This is a genomic window from Rhodobacter sp. P2_H5, assembly GCF_056403335.1.
The window spans coordinates 1-13,794 of the sequence record NZ_JBFUFS010000022.1 but is presented as its reverse complement, the minus strand read 5'-3'; the positions used below and the strand labels follow the sequence as shown (position 1 = coordinate 13,794).

Sequence of the window (13,794 nt, the reverse complement as noted above, 5' to 3'; positions counted from 1 at the left end):
TGAACGGATATCCGTGGCTTCACTCGATCCATGGATGACGAAGAAAATCAGCAACTCATGGACGAGATCAAAGTTCTGACCGAACACATCGAGCGTGTGACGAACAAGTGTGGGCCCGAAGTCGTCAAGGCGATGAACGATTCGCTGTCGTTCATGGAGGACTACTTTCTGGGCGAGGGGTGTGTCACAGATGTGCCCTATGTGCCCAGAAATAAACAGGGAAACCAAAGATACACGGCAATTTCCAGTGATCCTGAGGTGATCGCAACACTTCGCAGAAGTGCCTTGGCCGTGGCGCGATTTGAAGCGCTTCACGTCCCCAATTTGTCCGAACAGCAGCAGTCGAATAGCGATCACCACTTCCTCGCGCATGAGAACATCGCGCTGAGGAAGGCTCTGGGTGACCCTCCGATCCCAAGATTTCCGTCACCCAAGCTGACAAGATCCATGACTCAGGCACGATTGCTGGAACTTGCGGTCAAAGCGGCGGAAGGGTTGGTTGAGCCCTCCTGGATCAAGGTGGAGGCGCAACCTGGCTCGCTCAGAAAACTTCGCGGTTTCGTCGTGCAATTCGGGACCAGAAGCGAACTTCTTGTTCTGGTTGGGTTTGACTTCGAGGGCCTTTCCATCTGGTCTTCGGCCGTTGCCCTGACCCTCCCGGGAAGGATGCCGCTTCCCCTGCTGATGTTCATGTCTATCAGCCCCGCAAGTGAATTTGCCTGGGACGCCGCCATGCCCGCAGAAACACGGATCGCCTGTTATCTGAAGGTGATCGCAACTTTTGCCGCGCAGATCTGACGGGGCCTTGCCGGGGGGAGGGGCAAACGGCTGTTCAGATCCGGTGCATAGCCCATCCGTCCTTTCCGATTTCCCAGCGACCTTCATACGACAGTGCGTTCGGAATCGGAAAGCCGGGCGCCAGGCCACAGACCGTGATGTGTTGCCAATCCGGGAAATGCTCGATCATACCCCAGATCATGTGGCAAAGGGCCTCCTCGGTGGAGCTGTAACGTTCCACGAGGAAAAGGGCGCTGTCGGGCGCGAGGTATGTCTGGGCCTTCTCGAACCAGATCCGGTTGGCGGGGGTGTCGATGATCCAGACAGCGTCGCTTGTCTCGCCGGAAAAGGTGCTGTCGAAGATGGCGTGGATGTCCGTGGTCAAGGGGCGCTCCGTGAAACTATGGGATCAAACACTCAAGCAAAAAACTGATGCACGTTGAAATTCCCGATCCTCTGCGCAAGCCCGAGGGGAGAGACGCCGTGATTGTTTTCCAGGGATCGGTCCGCTCCGCAGGAAAGCAAGAGAGCGATCATCTCTCCACGTCCTTTCGACTCGAAAACGGCGCGCCACAATGGGGTGTTGCCGTGTGTGTCTTGCGGGTCGACTGCGGCACCTGCGCGCAAAAGCTGTTCCGCGATCCGTTCACGATGGAAGCGCGCGGCGAAATGCAGCGGTGTTTCTCCGGCCTTGTCCTTTAGGTTGACGTCCGCATTCGCCCTGATGAGTGCGTCGACGATCGTCTCTTCGCCATCCATGCAAGCGTAGAACAGGGCGGTTCGTCCCTCGAGATCACGGGCGTTCACATCCGCCCCTGCGGAGATCGCGGCGGCACTTTCGGGCAAACTGTGTCGCAAAACGGCGGCGTGAAGTGAACCAATCTCATTTCTCTTCGGCATGCTGTTCACTTGTCTTTGGGTTCTAATCTGACTGATGAAAGGGGCGGGTGTTCCTGCGAAGCGGTTCAACTTCCGGTTTTGGCCGCGCGGGGGTTGGACGACTATGTCCGATTTGCAATCTCTGGCAAGTGAGGTCGGCGATTCTTGAGCCTATCCGCATTGATGAGGGTGGGGCTGTCCGAAGGGGCGCGCAGCACGGCAGTCACATGGCCAGCGCACCCCAACCGCGCGCCCTTGACGGCCCCCTTGGCGCACCAGGGTCCGGGCAACGGATCAAGGGGCTTGGGGTGGCGGGCAAGCGCAATGTTTTTTGGAGAGGCGACGCTCCGCTTGATTCCCGTGGTCCGACGCAGCGGGCTGGTGGCGCAGTGGTGCTGATGGTGGCGCCTTTCCTGTCGCCGAGCGGGCTTTGGGCCAGTGAGGGGTGGGATGGCTGGACGCTTTACGCCGCGCCCGCGGCCCCGGCGGTGCCGTATGAGCATAGGGTGGTGGCGACCCGGAAGAGCGCGATTGTGGGGGTGGTGCCGAGGTGAGGGGATGTTTGCCACGCGGACTTTCCTGCAGCGCGCTGCAGTGGCGGCCAATGTCTGCGGTGGGGTGTTTGGCGGAAGCACCAGTTAACGGGCGGGAAGTTCCCTGCCTGGCGCTGGAGTCTCACAGAACTCGAAGGACGTGAACGTGATGTGAACCTCTCCCCGGTCTTCAGTTCCGCCAGTCTCCACCAACAGAAACCGGTGGACCATCCCGGACGTGCAACCTGAGAACTCGTCATACCAAATCTCGGTCGTGGGGTTCTCCACCGCCTGTGCGAGGGCATCTTGCCCGATGGTTACATTCGCATTCCGGTATGTGATAGCGGTGTGAAAGTATCCGCGCTGCAGGTTCCCCGTCAGAAGTTGCAGCCGCACATCTCCGGACCCGATGTCCATCCGGTCAAAAATGGCGTCGTTCAGCCCTACCGTGGTTGCAAATCGCCAGACTGCCGAGTTGTGATCGAGAGTGTCGATATACGCTTGATAAGCTGGCAGTACTTTGTCCCACTCATCGTCAGAGAGTTCACCGATGGCCCAAGCCCGCGTAAAGTATTCCATGGCATAATGTGGATTGAGCGGTCGAGTTTGGCAAGGTCGGCTATCCGGTCGAAACCGCCGATGCCAAATTTCTGAACTTGCGAAATGTTGCGGCGGCGGAGTCCGGCAGTTTGGCCTCTGACCCGCCCCTCGTGTCAATGTGCCACCCCACTGCAACACCAAAGCGCCCTTGACGGCCCCCTTGGCGCAACAGGGTCCGGGCACCGGATCGAGGGGCTTGGGATGGCGGGCGAGCGCAATGTTTTTGGAGAGGCGACGCTCCGGTTGGTTCCCGTGGTCCGACGCAGCGGGCGGGTGGCGCAGCGGTGCTGACGGTGTCGTGAGGCGCTTTGGGGCAAGGAGGAGATCTGCGGCTGGACGATTTTTGCCCAACCTGCGGCCCCGGCGGTGCCGTATGGGCGTAGGGTGGTGGCGACCGGGAAGGGCGCGATGGTGGGGGGCTGACGGGGTGAGGGGGATGTCTGCGATGCGGGACGAAGCTGCCCTCCGGGCCGTTTCATGTCGCGATCAATCCTCTACGCCCTTCGCGCGACCCAGCCCCGGAGCGATAGGGCGGCGTAGAATAACGCCATCTCGCCGAACCCGGCGTCGCGCAGGAGGGCTTCTGTTTCGGGTGGGGTCAACAAGGACAGATGCCGTGTCATGGTCGCTCCGGCCTCGGATGCCTTTTCCCAATCCGGGTCGTCGCGGTCGCGGAACGCGACCGACAGGCCCATCAACCGGGCCGGGTCCGGGTCGATTGCCGTGTGTTCCACGAAGACGAGCGGAGCGCCCTGTTTCAACCGGCTGCGGATCTCGCGCAGGATGGGAAGGCGCTCGTCGCGGGCAAGGTGGTGAAAGGTCAGCAGGCAGGTCGCACCGTCGTAGCGGTCCTGCGGCAGATCGCTCACCCGGCCCTCGACCAGATTGATGCGTTCGGCATGGGGGCGGGTCGTCTCGCGCGCCAGATCAAGCATGGCGGGTGAGGGATCAACTCCGGTGAACCTCCAGGAGGGCTGCGACTGCGCCATGGCCGCCGTCTCCATGCCGCCGCCGGCCCCGACCACGAGGATATGGGCGGAATGCGGTGCGCCTTCGGCCAGAAGCAGCGTCACCATGCGATGCAGATCGGCCAGGCCGGGCACGTTGCGCCGGGCATTTTCGGCGTAGGAGGCGACCTTGGCAGGGTCGGCAAAGGGGGAGTGTGCGTGCGCCATGGACTTAGCCTCCGAAGGCGAGAGAGCGGTGAATGGCCAGCGCAGCCATGACCCCATCGGCCGAGGCGAAAGCAAGGGTATGCCCCCAGCGCGTGATGTCACCGGCGGCATAGACGCCCGGAACCGTGGTCGCCTTCAGGTCGTCCACGGTCACCATGGGCCCCAAGGGACCGTCGTCCACCGCGCATCCGAGGATCTTTGGCAGATCACTGTTAAACCGGTAGGCTGGCCCGATGAAGAGCGCGTCGATGGGCGTCACCGTGCCATCTTGCAGTTGCACCCCGGAGAGGCCGATGCCTTGCCCGACCAGACGCGCGACGGGTCTGGGTTCGATGACCGCGCCGCGCCGCCCCAACTCCGCCCGCAGATCGGGCTCTATCGTGGCGCCGTCGAGGAAGAAGGTCGTCGGACCCCATTCCGTGATCAACGTCGCCTGATGGCCAGACATCTTTGACAGGTTGAGAACGCCGAGTCGCTGGCCGCTGAACTCGTATCCGTGGCAGTAAGGGCAGTGAATGACGGTGCTGCCCCATCGCTGCGCGACGCCTTCCAGATCGGGCAGCAGGTCGCTCACGCCGAAGGCCAGCAGCACGGTCGATCCGGCAACCGTTTCCCCGTCATCGAGGGTGATGCGAAAGCCTTTGTCCTTGCGGACAGTATCGGTGGCCATCCGGTCAAGGAACTGCACGGTCGGATAGGCTCCGACCTGGCGCCGCATCGTCTCGAGCATCGCGAGAGGGCTGCTGCCGTCCTGAGCGAAGAACCCGTGCGATTCCCTGGCGAAGCGGTTGCGGGGCTTGCCGGTATCAAGAACCAGCACGGAACGTCGCGCCCGGGCCAGATACATTGCCGCCGACAGGCCGGCGAAGCTGCCGCCCACAATGATCGTATCGTAAAACATGTGCTTTCCTTCCGCAGGGGGGGCGATGCGCCCGATATCGTATCAGTCGAAGTTACATAAAAGAACGCGGATATTGTATCAATAGGAGATACGAACTATATTTGCTCAGACCGCCGTGACCCCCGCAGCCAGACAAGGAGCTGTCATGAACAAGGACACCCGCCTTTCGGATGTGCTTCACGTCCTGCTGCATATGGCGCAGACCGACGCGCCGGTGACGTCCGAGATTCTGGCGCGCAGCATGGGCACAAACCCGGCCGTCTTCCGCCGGACAATGGCAGGCCTTCGCGACGCCGGAATCGTCCAGTCGGGCAAGGGCCGCGGCGGGGGATGGCAGTTGTCGCGACCGCTTGCGCAGATCACCTTGCTGGCGGTTTATGAGGCGCTTGGTCGCCCCACATTGTTTGCCATCGGCAATCGCAGTGAAAACGGCAGTTGCCTCGTCGAGCAGAAGGTCAATGCCGTCATGGCCGAAACGATGCGAGAGGCGCAGGGCCTGTTCGCCAAGCGTTTCGGTGCGCTGACGCTTGATCAAATTGACCCGAATTCAGAAGCGCAAGCGGAGGCGTGAGAGCTGCCATTCGCTGCGGTACCCACGAAGGTCCGCCAAGGGCCTGAACCGCCAATGCCAAATCTCTGCACCGGCGAAATGTTGCGGCAGCGTAGCCCGGTAATTTGGGCTCAGACCCGCGCCTCGTGTCAATGTGCCACCCCACGGCAACACCCACGCGCCCTTGAAGGCCCCCCCTTGGCGGACTAGGGTCCGGGCAACGGATCAAGGGGCTTGGGATGGCGGGCAAGCGCAGCATTTTTGAAGAGGTCGGGGCGGAGGGTGGCTCCAGGGCTCCTGGCAAGGCTCCGGCTGGGGGCATGATTGCCACGCGGCCTGCGGGGGCGCGGGGGGCGGTCAGGGTCTGGCTCATGGTGATCTTCGCGCTGGTGGCGGTGATGATCGCGGTGGGGGGGCTGACAAGGCTGACCGAGAGCGGGCTGTCGATCACCGAGTGGAACCCGGTCATGGGGGCTTTGCCGCCGATGTCTGAGGCCGATTGGGCAGCGGAGTTTGCCAAGTATCAGGCGAGCCCGCAGGGGCAGATCCTCAACGCCTCGATGGACCTCGCGGCGTTCAAGCAGATCTTCTGGTGGGAATGGGGGCATCGCGAGCTGGGGCGGGTGATTGGGCTGGTCTGGGCAATTGGCTTTGGCTTCTTCGCGCTGACGCGGCGGGTGCCGCCGGGCTGGGCGCCGCGGCTGTGGGGTCTGGGGATCCTGATCGGGATTCAGGGGGCGATTGGCTGGTGGATGGTGGCTTCGGGCCTCACCGGGGCGATGACTTCGGTCGCATCTTACCGGCTGGCGGTGCATCTGGGCGGGGCTTTTGTGATCTTTGGCTTCATCGCCTGGTGGGTATTCCTGCTGGGGCGGAGCGAGACCGACCTTCTGACGGCGCGGCGGAGTGGGGAGAGGAAGCTCTTCGGGCTTTCGACCGGGGTCATGCATTTCCTGTTCCTGCAGATCATCCTGGGTGCCCTGGTGGCGGGAATTGATGCGGGGCGGAATTATCCGACCTGGCCGGATATGAACGGCAGCTTCTTTCCGGCGGATGCGTTTGATGTGCCGGGCGTGCCTTTGTGGGCCAATCCGGGGCTGGTGCAGTTCGTGCACCGCATCTCGGGCTATCTCTTGTTCGCCTTTGGGGTGGTGGCGTGGCTCAGGGGGCGCAAGTCGGCGTACAAGGCGACGCGGACGGCGTTCAACCTGATGATGGCGATGCTTCTGGCGCAGGTGGCCTTGGGCATCTTCACGGCGCTTTCGGCGGCGCAGTTGCATATGGCGATCACGCACCAGGTCGGCGCGGTGGTCTTGTGGGTTCTGGTGATCCGGGCGCGGCACATGGCGGCGTATCCGGTCCAAGGCTCGATCCGGAAGGGAACGGCATGACGAACAATCACGCATATGAGCAGTTGATGGCCTTCCAGCGCCAGACCGAGGCTTTGGGTCTGGTGGCCGAAAGGCTCGGCTGGGATCAGGAGACCATGATGCCGCGCGGCGCTGCCGAACAGCGCGGCGAGGAGATGGCGGCGATGGAGGGTGTGATGCACGCCCGCCGCACCGACCCGCGCATCGCCGACTGGCTGGAGGCGGCGGACCCGCAGGATGCCGAGGGGCTGGCGCAGCTGCGCCTGATCCGGCGCAGTTTCGTGCGGGCGACCAAGGTGCCCTCCGACCTCGCCCAAAAGCTGGCGCAGGTGACTTCGGTGGCGCAAGGGGTCTGGGCCGAGGCGCGGGCCAATGACCGGGTGGCGGATTTCCTGCCGACCTTGTCCGAAGTGATCGACCTGCGGCGCCAAGAGGCGGCTTGCCTCGCCCAGGGCGGCGATCTTTATGACGCGCTCTTGGACGACTACGAACCGGGTGCCACGGCGGAAAGCATCGGCGCGATGTTCGACCGGATGCGGCCAAGGCTGGTTGCCTTGCGTGCCGCGGTGCTGGACAAGCCCGCGCCCAAGGCCCTGACCGGACGCTATGGCGAGGCGGCGCAGATGCGGCTGGCGCGCGACCTCGCCTCGGCCTTCGGTTATGACTGGAGCCGGGGGCGGATTGATCTGGCGGTGCATCCCTTCTCCTCGGGTTCGGCCAGCGACAGCCGGATCACGACGCGGGTGGTCGAGACCGAGCCTTTCAACTGCATCTATTCGACCATCCATGAGGTCGGCCATTCGAGCTACGAGCTGAACATCGACCCCGATTACAAGCTGACGCCTCTGGGGCGCGGCGTGTCGATGGGGGTGCATGAAAGCCAGAGCCGGATCTATGAAAACCAGATCGGGCGGGGGCGTGGCTTCACCGCATACCTTTACGGCGAGATGAAGGACCGCTTCGACGATCTGGGCGTCAAGGATGCGACGGGCTTCTACAAGGCGGTCAACCGGGTGCAGCCGGGCTTCATCCGGACCGAGGCGGACGAGGTGCATTACAACCTGCACATCATGATGCGCTTCGATCTGGAGCGCGCCTTGGTGCGCGGTGATCTGGCGGTGGCCGATCTGGAAGGCGCCTGGAACGAGCGCTTCTTCAAGGACTTCGGTGTGAAGGTCGATCGGCCCTCGCATGGCATGTTGCAGGATGTGCATTGGTCGGTGGGGCTTTTCGGCTATTTCCCGACCTATACCCTCGGCAATGTCTATGCCGGCTGCCTGTGGCAGGCGTTGCAGGCTGCGGTGCCGGATCTGGAGGACCATTTGGCCAAGGGCGAGACGACCTCTGCGGTCGAATGGCTGCGCGAGAATTTGCAGCGCCATGGCGGCTTGCGCAGCCCGCGCGAGACGATCACCCATGCCTGCGGCTTTGAACCCACCGAGGCGCCGCTGCTCGACTATCTCGAAGCCAAGTTCGGGGCGCTGTACGGATTGTGAGCCGCAACGAAAGCCTTGCGGTCTGGCTGCTCGCGCTGGGGCAGTTGTTGATCTACGCCGGGCTGTTCTATGCCTTTCCGGCGCTTCTGCCGGATTTGCAGGCCGAAACCGGCTGGAGCAAGGCCGAACTGGCGGCGGGGCCGACGCTGTCGTTTCTGGTGATGGCGGCACTGACGCCCCTGACCGGGCGGGTGATCGACCGCGGGCAGGGCGGGCGGATGATGATGGTGCTGCCGGTGCTGGCGGCGCTTGGCGTGGCGCTGTTGTCGGTGGTGCAGAGCGTCTGGCAATGGTGGGCGGTCTGGGGCGTTCTGGGGATCGCCCAGGCGGGGTCGCTTTATGAAAGCGTCTTTGCCCTGCTGACCCGGCGCCTGCCCGACCATTCGCGCACCGCGATCACAAGGATCACGCTGGTGGCCGGGCTGTCGGGGACGGTGACCTTTCCCTTGGGCCACTGGATGGGCAGCGCCTTTGGCGGGCGCGAGGCCTATCTGGGCTTTGCCGCTTTGACCCTGTTTGGCACGGTGCCCTTGAATATCGCCGCGGTCTGGTTGCTGCGCGGGCCGGAAGTGGCGGCGACCCGGGCGGACAACTCGGGCGCCTTGCGGGCGGCGCTGCGGCGGCCGGCCTTCTGGGCGATTGCGGTGATGCTGGCGCTGATCTGGCTGGCGCATGGCATGCTGGTGACCTTCATCCTGCCCCTGTTCGAGGAGCGCGGCGTCAGCCGGGGCTGGGCCACGCTGGCGGCGGCCTGCCTTGGCCCGGCGCAACTGGCCGGGCGGCTGGTTCTGGTCTTTGGCGGCGGGCGGATCGTCAATGCGGTGGCGACCAAGGTGGCCTTGGCCATGGTCGTGGTGGCGGCTTTTCTGCTGCTGCTGGCGGGGCTGGCGCCGGAGCTGGTTTTTCTGGTGGTTGCGGTGCAGGGCGCGGGGGTCGGCCTCATGTCGATCATGCGGCCGATGCTGATCGGCGATGTGCTGGGGCGGCGCGGCTTCGGGGCGATTTCGGGGGCGGTGGCCGTCTCGCCCATTCTCGCGACGGCGGCGGCACCGATCCTCGGGGCCTATTTGCTGGACCATCATGGGCCGGGGGCGATTTATGCGCTGCTGGTGATCTGCGCGGTGGTCGGGCTGGCGGTGGCTTTGGTTCTGCTGCGCCCGCGGCCTTTGGCGGGGTAGCAGTCAGGTCCAGTGCGGCGGGCGCTTGTCGAGGAAGGCGCTGATCCCCTCGGCCGTGTCGGCATCGAGCAGGTTTTCCACCATCGCGGCCCCGGCGGCGGCATAGGCCGCAGCCAGGGGCAGGCCGCTTTGCGCGGCGAAGGCGGCTTTGCCGAGGGCGAGGGCGGAGGGGAGTTTCTGCGCCAGACGCTGGGCGAGCGCCATGGCCTCGGCCTCCAGCCCCTCGGGAGGGGTGACGCGGGTGACGAGGCCAAGGGCGAGGGCGCGCTGGGCATCGAGGAAATCGCCGGTGGCGGCCAGTTCGAAGGCGGCGGAGGGGGCGATCTTGCGCGACAGGGCCACGATGGGCGTGGAGCAGAAGAGGCCGATGTTGACGCCGTTGACCCCGAAGCGGGCGTGATCGGAGGCGACCACCATGTCGCAGCTCGCGACCAGCTGGCAGCCGGCGGCAGTGGCGATGCCTTGGACGGCGGCGATGACAGGTTTCGGCAGGCCCGCGATTTTCTGCATGACGCGGCCACAGGCGTCGAAGAGCGCGGCAAATTCGGCAGCGCCGCCGTCGGGCGATTGGCGGGCGGCCTGGATCTCGCGCAGGTCATGGCCGGCGCAGAAGGCCTTGCCCTCGGCCCTGATGACCAGAACCCGCAGGGCAGGGTCGCTGGCTATGGCATCCAGCTCGGATTCGAGGGCTGCCAGCATCGCATTGGACAGGGGGTTCAGCTTGGCCGGCTGGTTCAGCACCAGCACGGCCACCGGGCCCTGGTCGGCACGCAAGAGGATCTGGTTCATCCCAATCTCCCGCGCCGGGACCGTTCAGGCCTTGTTCACTGCGAACTTGCCTTCGATCGAGGCGCCGTTTTCGATCATCAAGGTGGTGTAAAGCACATCGGCCTGCACCTCGGCCGAGGCGCGCAGCGCAAAGCCGTGGGTCGCGACCGACCCGTCGAGCTTGCCGCGCACTTCGACATTCTCGGCCGAGACGGTGCCGGAGACCCGGCCCTCGGCGCCGATGATCAGGCCCTTGGAGGTGATGTTGCCCTCGATCTCGCCCAGCACTTCGATCGTGCCGGTCGAGGAGATCTCGCCGGTGATCCGCAGATCGGCGGCGAGAACGGAGCGGTTGGAATTGCCCGAGGCCCGCGGCGAAGCGGCGGGGGCGGGCGGCGGGGTGGTGTCGGCGGATTTGCTGAACATGAGGTCTGTCCCTGGGTGGTTGCAGGGATAAGGACTGATAGGGCGGGCGGGGTCAAGTGGTGGATGGGTCTCGGGGCTGTTTCGCGCCAGAAGGTGTCGCGCATTGGCCAGCAGGCGGGGGGCTGCGCTGCTTGACTGCGGCGGAACAGCGGGCCAGACCCGGGCCAACGGCGGCCCGGATGCGGGCCGGGTGCAACGAACGGAGACAAGAGCATGGCGGGCGATCCTTTCTTCCAACCGGTATCGGGCTTTGACCTGCCGCGATTCGCCGGGGTGCCGAGCTTCATGCGGCTGCCGGTGGTGGACTTCGACCACCCGCGCTTTGCCGAGGTGCAGATCGGCCTGGTGGGTGCGCCCTGGGATGGCGGGACGACGAACCGCCCGGGCCCGCGCCACGGACCGCGCCAGCTGCGCGATCTGTCCACCATGATCCGGGCGCAGAACGGCTCGACCTGGGTGGCGCCCTTCGCCCTGGCCAATTGCGCTGACCTGGGCGATGTGGCGCCGAACCCGGCGGACCTGATGGACAGTCTGGCCCGGATGGAGGCCTTCTACACCCGGCTGCGGAAGGCGGGGGTTCTGCCCTTGACCGGGGGCGGCGACCACCTCTGCACGCTGCCGATCCTGCGCGCTTTGGGCAAGGGGCGCCCCGAGGGGCAAAAGCTGGGCCTGATCCAGTTCGACAGCCATACCGATCTGAACGACGTCTATTTCGGCACCGGCAAATACACCCATGGCACCCCCTTCCGCCGCGCGATGGAAGAGGGGCTGATCGACCCCAAACGCTATGTCCTGATCGGCATTCGCGGCACGGCTTACGGGCGTGAGGACTGGGACTATGCCGCCGAACACGGCATCCGCATCATCGGCATCGACGAATTCCACCGTCGCGGGGTCGAGGACGTGATGGCCGAAGTGCGCAGCATCGTCGGCGACGGCGAGACCTATGTCACCTATGACATCGACTTCGTCGACCCGACCTTCGCGCCCGGCACCGGGACGCCGGAAGTGGGCGGCCCGAACTCCTGGCAGGCCCTGCAGGTGGCGCGCGCCTTGCGCGGGCTGAATATCATCGGCGCGGATCTGGTCGAGGTTTCGCCGCCGTTCGATCAGGCGGGGGGGACGGCCTGGCTGGGGATCAGTCTGATGTTCGAGATGCTTTGCGTGATGGCAGAGCGGCTGGCGAAATAGGCCTGCGGGATGCCTGAAGGGGCCTGCGGCCGCGGGAGGCCGGGGGGCTCTGCCCCCCTGGACCCCCCCGGGATATTTGAAGACCAATGAAAAGGAGAGCCCGGATGGCTGATCTTGTGGCTGAGATGATCGTGACAGGGGCGCGGGTTCTGACGATGGACCCGAAGCTGCCGCGGGCCGAGGCGGTGGCCGTGGCGGGCGGGCGCATCTTGGCGGTGGGGACGGCGGCGGAGGTTTTGGCCCTGCGGGGGCCGGAGACAAGCGTGATCGAGGCGGGCGGGCGCAGCCTGCTGCCCGGGTTCTTTGAGAGCCACATGCATCTGTTTGGCGGGGCCGAGCTCAACCACCTGCAACTGACCGGGGTGCATGGGATGGAAGCGCTGAAGGCGGCGTTTCAGGACTATGCCAAGGGGCGCGACGGGTTTCTGATGGCGGAGGGGGCGGATTATTCGCTGCTGCCAGGCGGGGTGACGCGGCAGGCGCTGGACGAGATCTTTGCCGACCGGCCGATCGCGATCCGGGCGATGGACCACCATACCGTCTGGGCCAATACCGTGGCCCTGCAGACGGCGGGGCTGCTGCAGGGGGCCGAGATGCCGCATGGCCATGAGGTGGTGATGGGGGCGGATGGGCTGGCCTCGGGCGAGCTTCTGGAGTTTGAGGCCTTTGACGCGATCCTGGCGCTGGCCGGGGTCTCGCGCATGTACCTCGCGATTGCGCGCGGGGCAGAGCCTGCGACCTGGCCCACGGATGCCGAAAGGGCCATCGACAAGGACCATATCGCCCGCGGCATGGCGCATTGCGCGGCGCAGGGGATTACCAGCCTCGTGACGATGGATGGCAGCCTTTACACGCTGCAGCTTCTGGCCGAGATGCGGGATGAGGGGCGGCTGACCCAGCGGGTCAAGGTGCCCTTCCATATGAAGCCCGAGATGGCGCTTTCGGAACTCGACCGCGCCTCTGCGATGACGGCGGCCTATCAGGATGAATGGCTGTCGTCGGGGTTCGTCAAGATGTTCATGGATGGCGTGGTCGACAGCCGCACCGCCTATATGCTGGAGGATTATCCCGGAGTGCCGGGGCATCGCAGCTTCCCCCTCTTTGACGCGGCGCGCTTCAACGAGGTCTGCGTCGAGATCGACCGCCGTGGCCTGCAGATCGCCGTCCATGCCATCGGCGACGGCGCGGTGCGCCAGACCATCGACGGCTATGAGGCAGCCGCGCGGGCCAATGGCAAGCACGACCGTCGCCACCGCATCGAACATATCGAGCTGATCAACCGCAGCGACGTGCCGCGTCTGGCGGAGCTGGAGATCACCGCCAGCTTGCAGCCGCCGCACCCGCCCGGCGCGATGGATTTCCCGATCGGTGCCATGGAGACGGTCTTCGCGCCCGAGCGCTGGAAGGATGCCTACCTCTGCCGCGACCTCGCGGAGGCGGGGGCGCGGGTGGCATTCGCCTCGGACTGGCCGGTGGCGGATGTCTCGGTGCTGCGCGGGATGCAGGCCAATGCGACGCGGCCGGCCTATGAAGGCGGGACCGCCCAGGGCCTCGACCGGATGGCGGCGCTGCACGCCTATACGGCAGGCGGGGCCTTTGCCGCGCATATGGAGGGCGTGACCGGCACGATCCGTCCGGGGATGGCGGCGGATCTGGTGTTGATCGACGGGGATATCGAAGCGGTTCCGGATGACCGACTCGGCACCTTGGGAATCGGTTTGACGGTTTGCGGGGGCCGAATCACGTATCAAGGGGTTGGATTCGTTTGAGTTATCCACAGGATTTGGGTTGCGGCCGGGATGTTTGGGTTCCGGCCGTTTTCGTTGGATGAGTCGGTTGGGGGCGAAGCGCTGAAAAAGTCCAAGTTTTACTGGGTCTGACAAGAAATCGTCATGAAGGGTGTTTTTTGTGCTTGCGGGTTTTGTTGTGTTTCCCTAAATACCGCCTCCT

At 64.8% G+C, this 13,794-nt stretch carries 14 protein-coding genes; 7 read left to right on the top strand and 7 right to left on the bottom strand.

The features are described 5' to 3' along the window. Positions 1-57: 57 nt before the first annotated feature. A complete protein-coding gene (locus tag AC1DVR_RS20435; RefSeq protein ID WP_478002459.1) occupies positions 58-798 on the top strand; it encodes a hypothetical protein in 741 nt (246 codons plus the stop codon). A 34-nt stretch (positions 799-832) separates the two neighbouring features. Here AC1DVR_RS20435 and AC1DVR_RS20430 read toward each other — a convergent pair whose 3' ends face one another. The 5 genes from AC1DVR_RS20430 to AC1DVR_RS20410 form a co-directional block, all read right to left on the bottom strand. Then, positions 833-1,162: a hypothetical protein gene (locus tag AC1DVR_RS20430; protein WP_478002458.1), complete on the bottom strand. Its 330-nt coding sequence runs from the start codon at positions 1,160-1,162 to the stop codon at positions 833-835. 32 nt (positions 1,163-1,194) lie between these two features. Continuing rightward, a complete protein-coding gene (locus AC1DVR_RS20425; RefSeq protein WP_478002456.1) occupies positions 1,195-1,677 on the bottom strand; it encodes an ankyrin repeat domain-containing protein in 483 nt (160 codons plus the stop codon). Positions 1,678-2,294: 617 nt separating this feature from the next. Beyond that, the gene (locus tag AC1DVR_RS20420; protein ID WP_478002455.1) at positions 2,295-2,768 is read right to left on the bottom strand and encodes a hypothetical protein; all 474 of its coding nucleotides are present in this window, start codon (positions 2,766-2,768) and stop codon (positions 2,295-2,297) included. A 515-nt stretch (positions 2,769-3,283) separates the two neighbouring features. After that, positions 3,284-3,964 (bottom strand): class I SAM-dependent methyltransferase, encoded by a 681-nt coding sequence (locus tag AC1DVR_RS20415; protein ID WP_478002454.1) that lies wholly within the window; start codon positions 3,962-3,964, stop codon positions 3,284-3,286. A gap of 4 nt (positions 3,965-3,968) precedes the next feature. Next, the gene (locus AC1DVR_RS20410) at positions 3,969-4,865 is read right to left on the bottom strand and encodes an NAD(P)/FAD-dependent oxidoreductase (RefSeq protein ID WP_478002453.1); all 897 of its coding nucleotides are present in this window, start codon (positions 4,863-4,865) and stop codon (positions 3,969-3,971) included. Positions 4,866-5,010: 145 nt separating this feature from the next. Between AC1DVR_RS20410 and AC1DVR_RS20405 the strand changes: the two genes are divergently transcribed. From AC1DVR_RS20405 to AC1DVR_RS20390, 4 genes are all read left to right on the top strand, one after another. Then, the gene (locus AC1DVR_RS20405) at positions 5,011-5,436 is read left to right on the top strand and encodes an Rrf2 family transcriptional regulator (protein ID WP_478002452.1); all 426 of its coding nucleotides are present in this window, start codon (positions 5,011-5,013) and stop codon (positions 5,434-5,436) included. Between the two features lie 218 nt (positions 5,437-5,654). Next, positions 5,655-6,806, top strand: coding sequence for a heme A synthase (ctaA, locus tag AC1DVR_RS20400; RefSeq protein WP_478002451.1), 1,152 nt, complete (start codon positions 5,655-5,657; stop codon positions 6,804-6,806). After that, a complete protein-coding gene (locus tag AC1DVR_RS20395; RefSeq protein WP_478002449.1) occupies positions 6,803-8,281 on the top strand; it encodes a carboxypeptidase M32 in 1,479 nt (492 codons plus the stop codon). Before ctaA ends, AC1DVR_RS20395 begins: the two co-directional genes overlap by 4 nt. Beyond that, the gene (locus tag AC1DVR_RS20390) at positions 8,278-9,459 is read left to right on the top strand and encodes an MFS transporter (protein WP_478002448.1); all 1,182 of its coding nucleotides are present in this window, start codon (positions 8,278-8,280) and stop codon (positions 9,457-9,459) included. The genes AC1DVR_RS20395 and AC1DVR_RS20390 overlap by 4 nt, the downstream gene beginning before the upstream one ends. A gap of 3 nt (positions 9,460-9,462) precedes the next feature. On the opposite strand, the gene AC1DVR_RS20385 is transcribed toward AC1DVR_RS20390, so the two are convergent. Further along, complete coding sequence (locus AC1DVR_RS20385) at positions 9,463-10,248, bottom strand: enoyl-CoA hydratase (RefSeq protein WP_478002447.1); 786 nt, start codon at positions 10,246-10,248, stop codon at positions 9,463-9,465. A gap of 24 nt (positions 10,249-10,272) precedes the next feature. After that, complete coding sequence (locus AC1DVR_RS20380; RefSeq protein ID WP_478002446.1) at positions 10,273-10,653, bottom strand: bactofilin family protein; 381 nt, start codon at positions 10,651-10,653, stop codon at positions 10,273-10,275. A gap of 213 nt (positions 10,654-10,866) precedes the next feature. On the opposite strand from AC1DVR_RS20380, the gene AC1DVR_RS20375 reads away from it, so the two are divergent. Together AC1DVR_RS20375 and AC1DVR_RS20370 are read left to right on the top strand one after the other, a co-directional pair. Next, positions 10,867-11,844, top strand: coding sequence for an agmatinase (locus AC1DVR_RS20375; RefSeq protein ID WP_478002445.1), 978 nt, complete (start codon positions 10,867-10,869; stop codon positions 11,842-11,844). A gap of 104 nt (positions 11,845-11,948) precedes the next feature. Then, positions 11,949-13,613 (top strand): amidohydrolase, encoded by a 1,665-nt coding sequence (locus AC1DVR_RS20370; RefSeq protein ID WP_478002444.1) that lies wholly within the window; start codon positions 11,949-11,951, stop codon positions 13,611-13,613. Positions 13,614-13,794: the final 181 nt, after the last annotated feature.

Bases quoted from the DNA above. Each gene is read 5' to 3' on its own strand.
- AC1DVR_RS20415 (WP_478002454.1), bottom strand. From the start codon at position 3,964: ATGGCGCACGCACACTCCCCCTTTGCCGACCCTGCCAAGGTCGCCTCC.
- ctaA (WP_478002451.1), top strand. From the start codon at position 5,655: ATGGCGGGCAAGCGCAGCATTTTTGAAGAGGTCGGGGCGGAGGGTGGC.
- AC1DVR_RS20375 (WP_478002445.1), top strand. From the start codon at position 10,867: ATGGCGGGCGATCCTTTCTTCCAACCGGTATCGGGCTTTGACCTGCCG.
- AC1DVR_RS20420 (WP_478002455.1), bottom strand. From the start codon at position 2,768: ATGGAATACTTTACGCGGGCTTGGGCCATCGGTGAACTCTCTGACGAT.
- AC1DVR_RS20380 (WP_478002446.1), bottom strand. From the start codon at position 10,653: ATGTTCAGCAAATCCGCCGACACCACCCCGCCGCCCGCCCCCGCCGCT.
- AC1DVR_RS20425 (WP_478002456.1), bottom strand. From the start codon at position 1,677: ATGCCGAAGAGAAATGAGATTGGTTCACTTCACGCCGCCGTTTTGCGA.
- AC1DVR_RS20385 (WP_478002447.1), bottom strand. From the start codon at position 10,248: ATGAACCAGATCCTCTTGCGTGCCGACCAGGGCCCGGTGGCCGTGCTG.
- AC1DVR_RS20435 (WP_478002459.1), top strand. From the start codon at position 58: ATGGACGAGATCAAAGTTCTGACCGAACACATCGAGCGTGTGACGAAC.
- AC1DVR_RS20370 (WP_478002444.1), top strand. From the start codon at position 11,949: ATGGCTGATCTTGTGGCTGAGATGATCGTGACAGGGGCGCGGGTTCTG.
- AC1DVR_RS20405 (WP_478002452.1), top strand. From the start codon at position 5,011: ATGAACAAGGACACCCGCCTTTCGGATGTGCTTCACGTCCTGCTGCAT.
- AC1DVR_RS20395 (WP_478002449.1), top strand. From the start codon at position 6,803: ATGACGAACAATCACGCATATGAGCAGTTGATGGCCTTCCAGCGCCAG.
- AC1DVR_RS20410 (WP_478002453.1), bottom strand. From the start codon at position 4,865: ATGTTTTACGATACGATCATTGTGGGCGGCAGCTTCGCCGGCCTGTCG.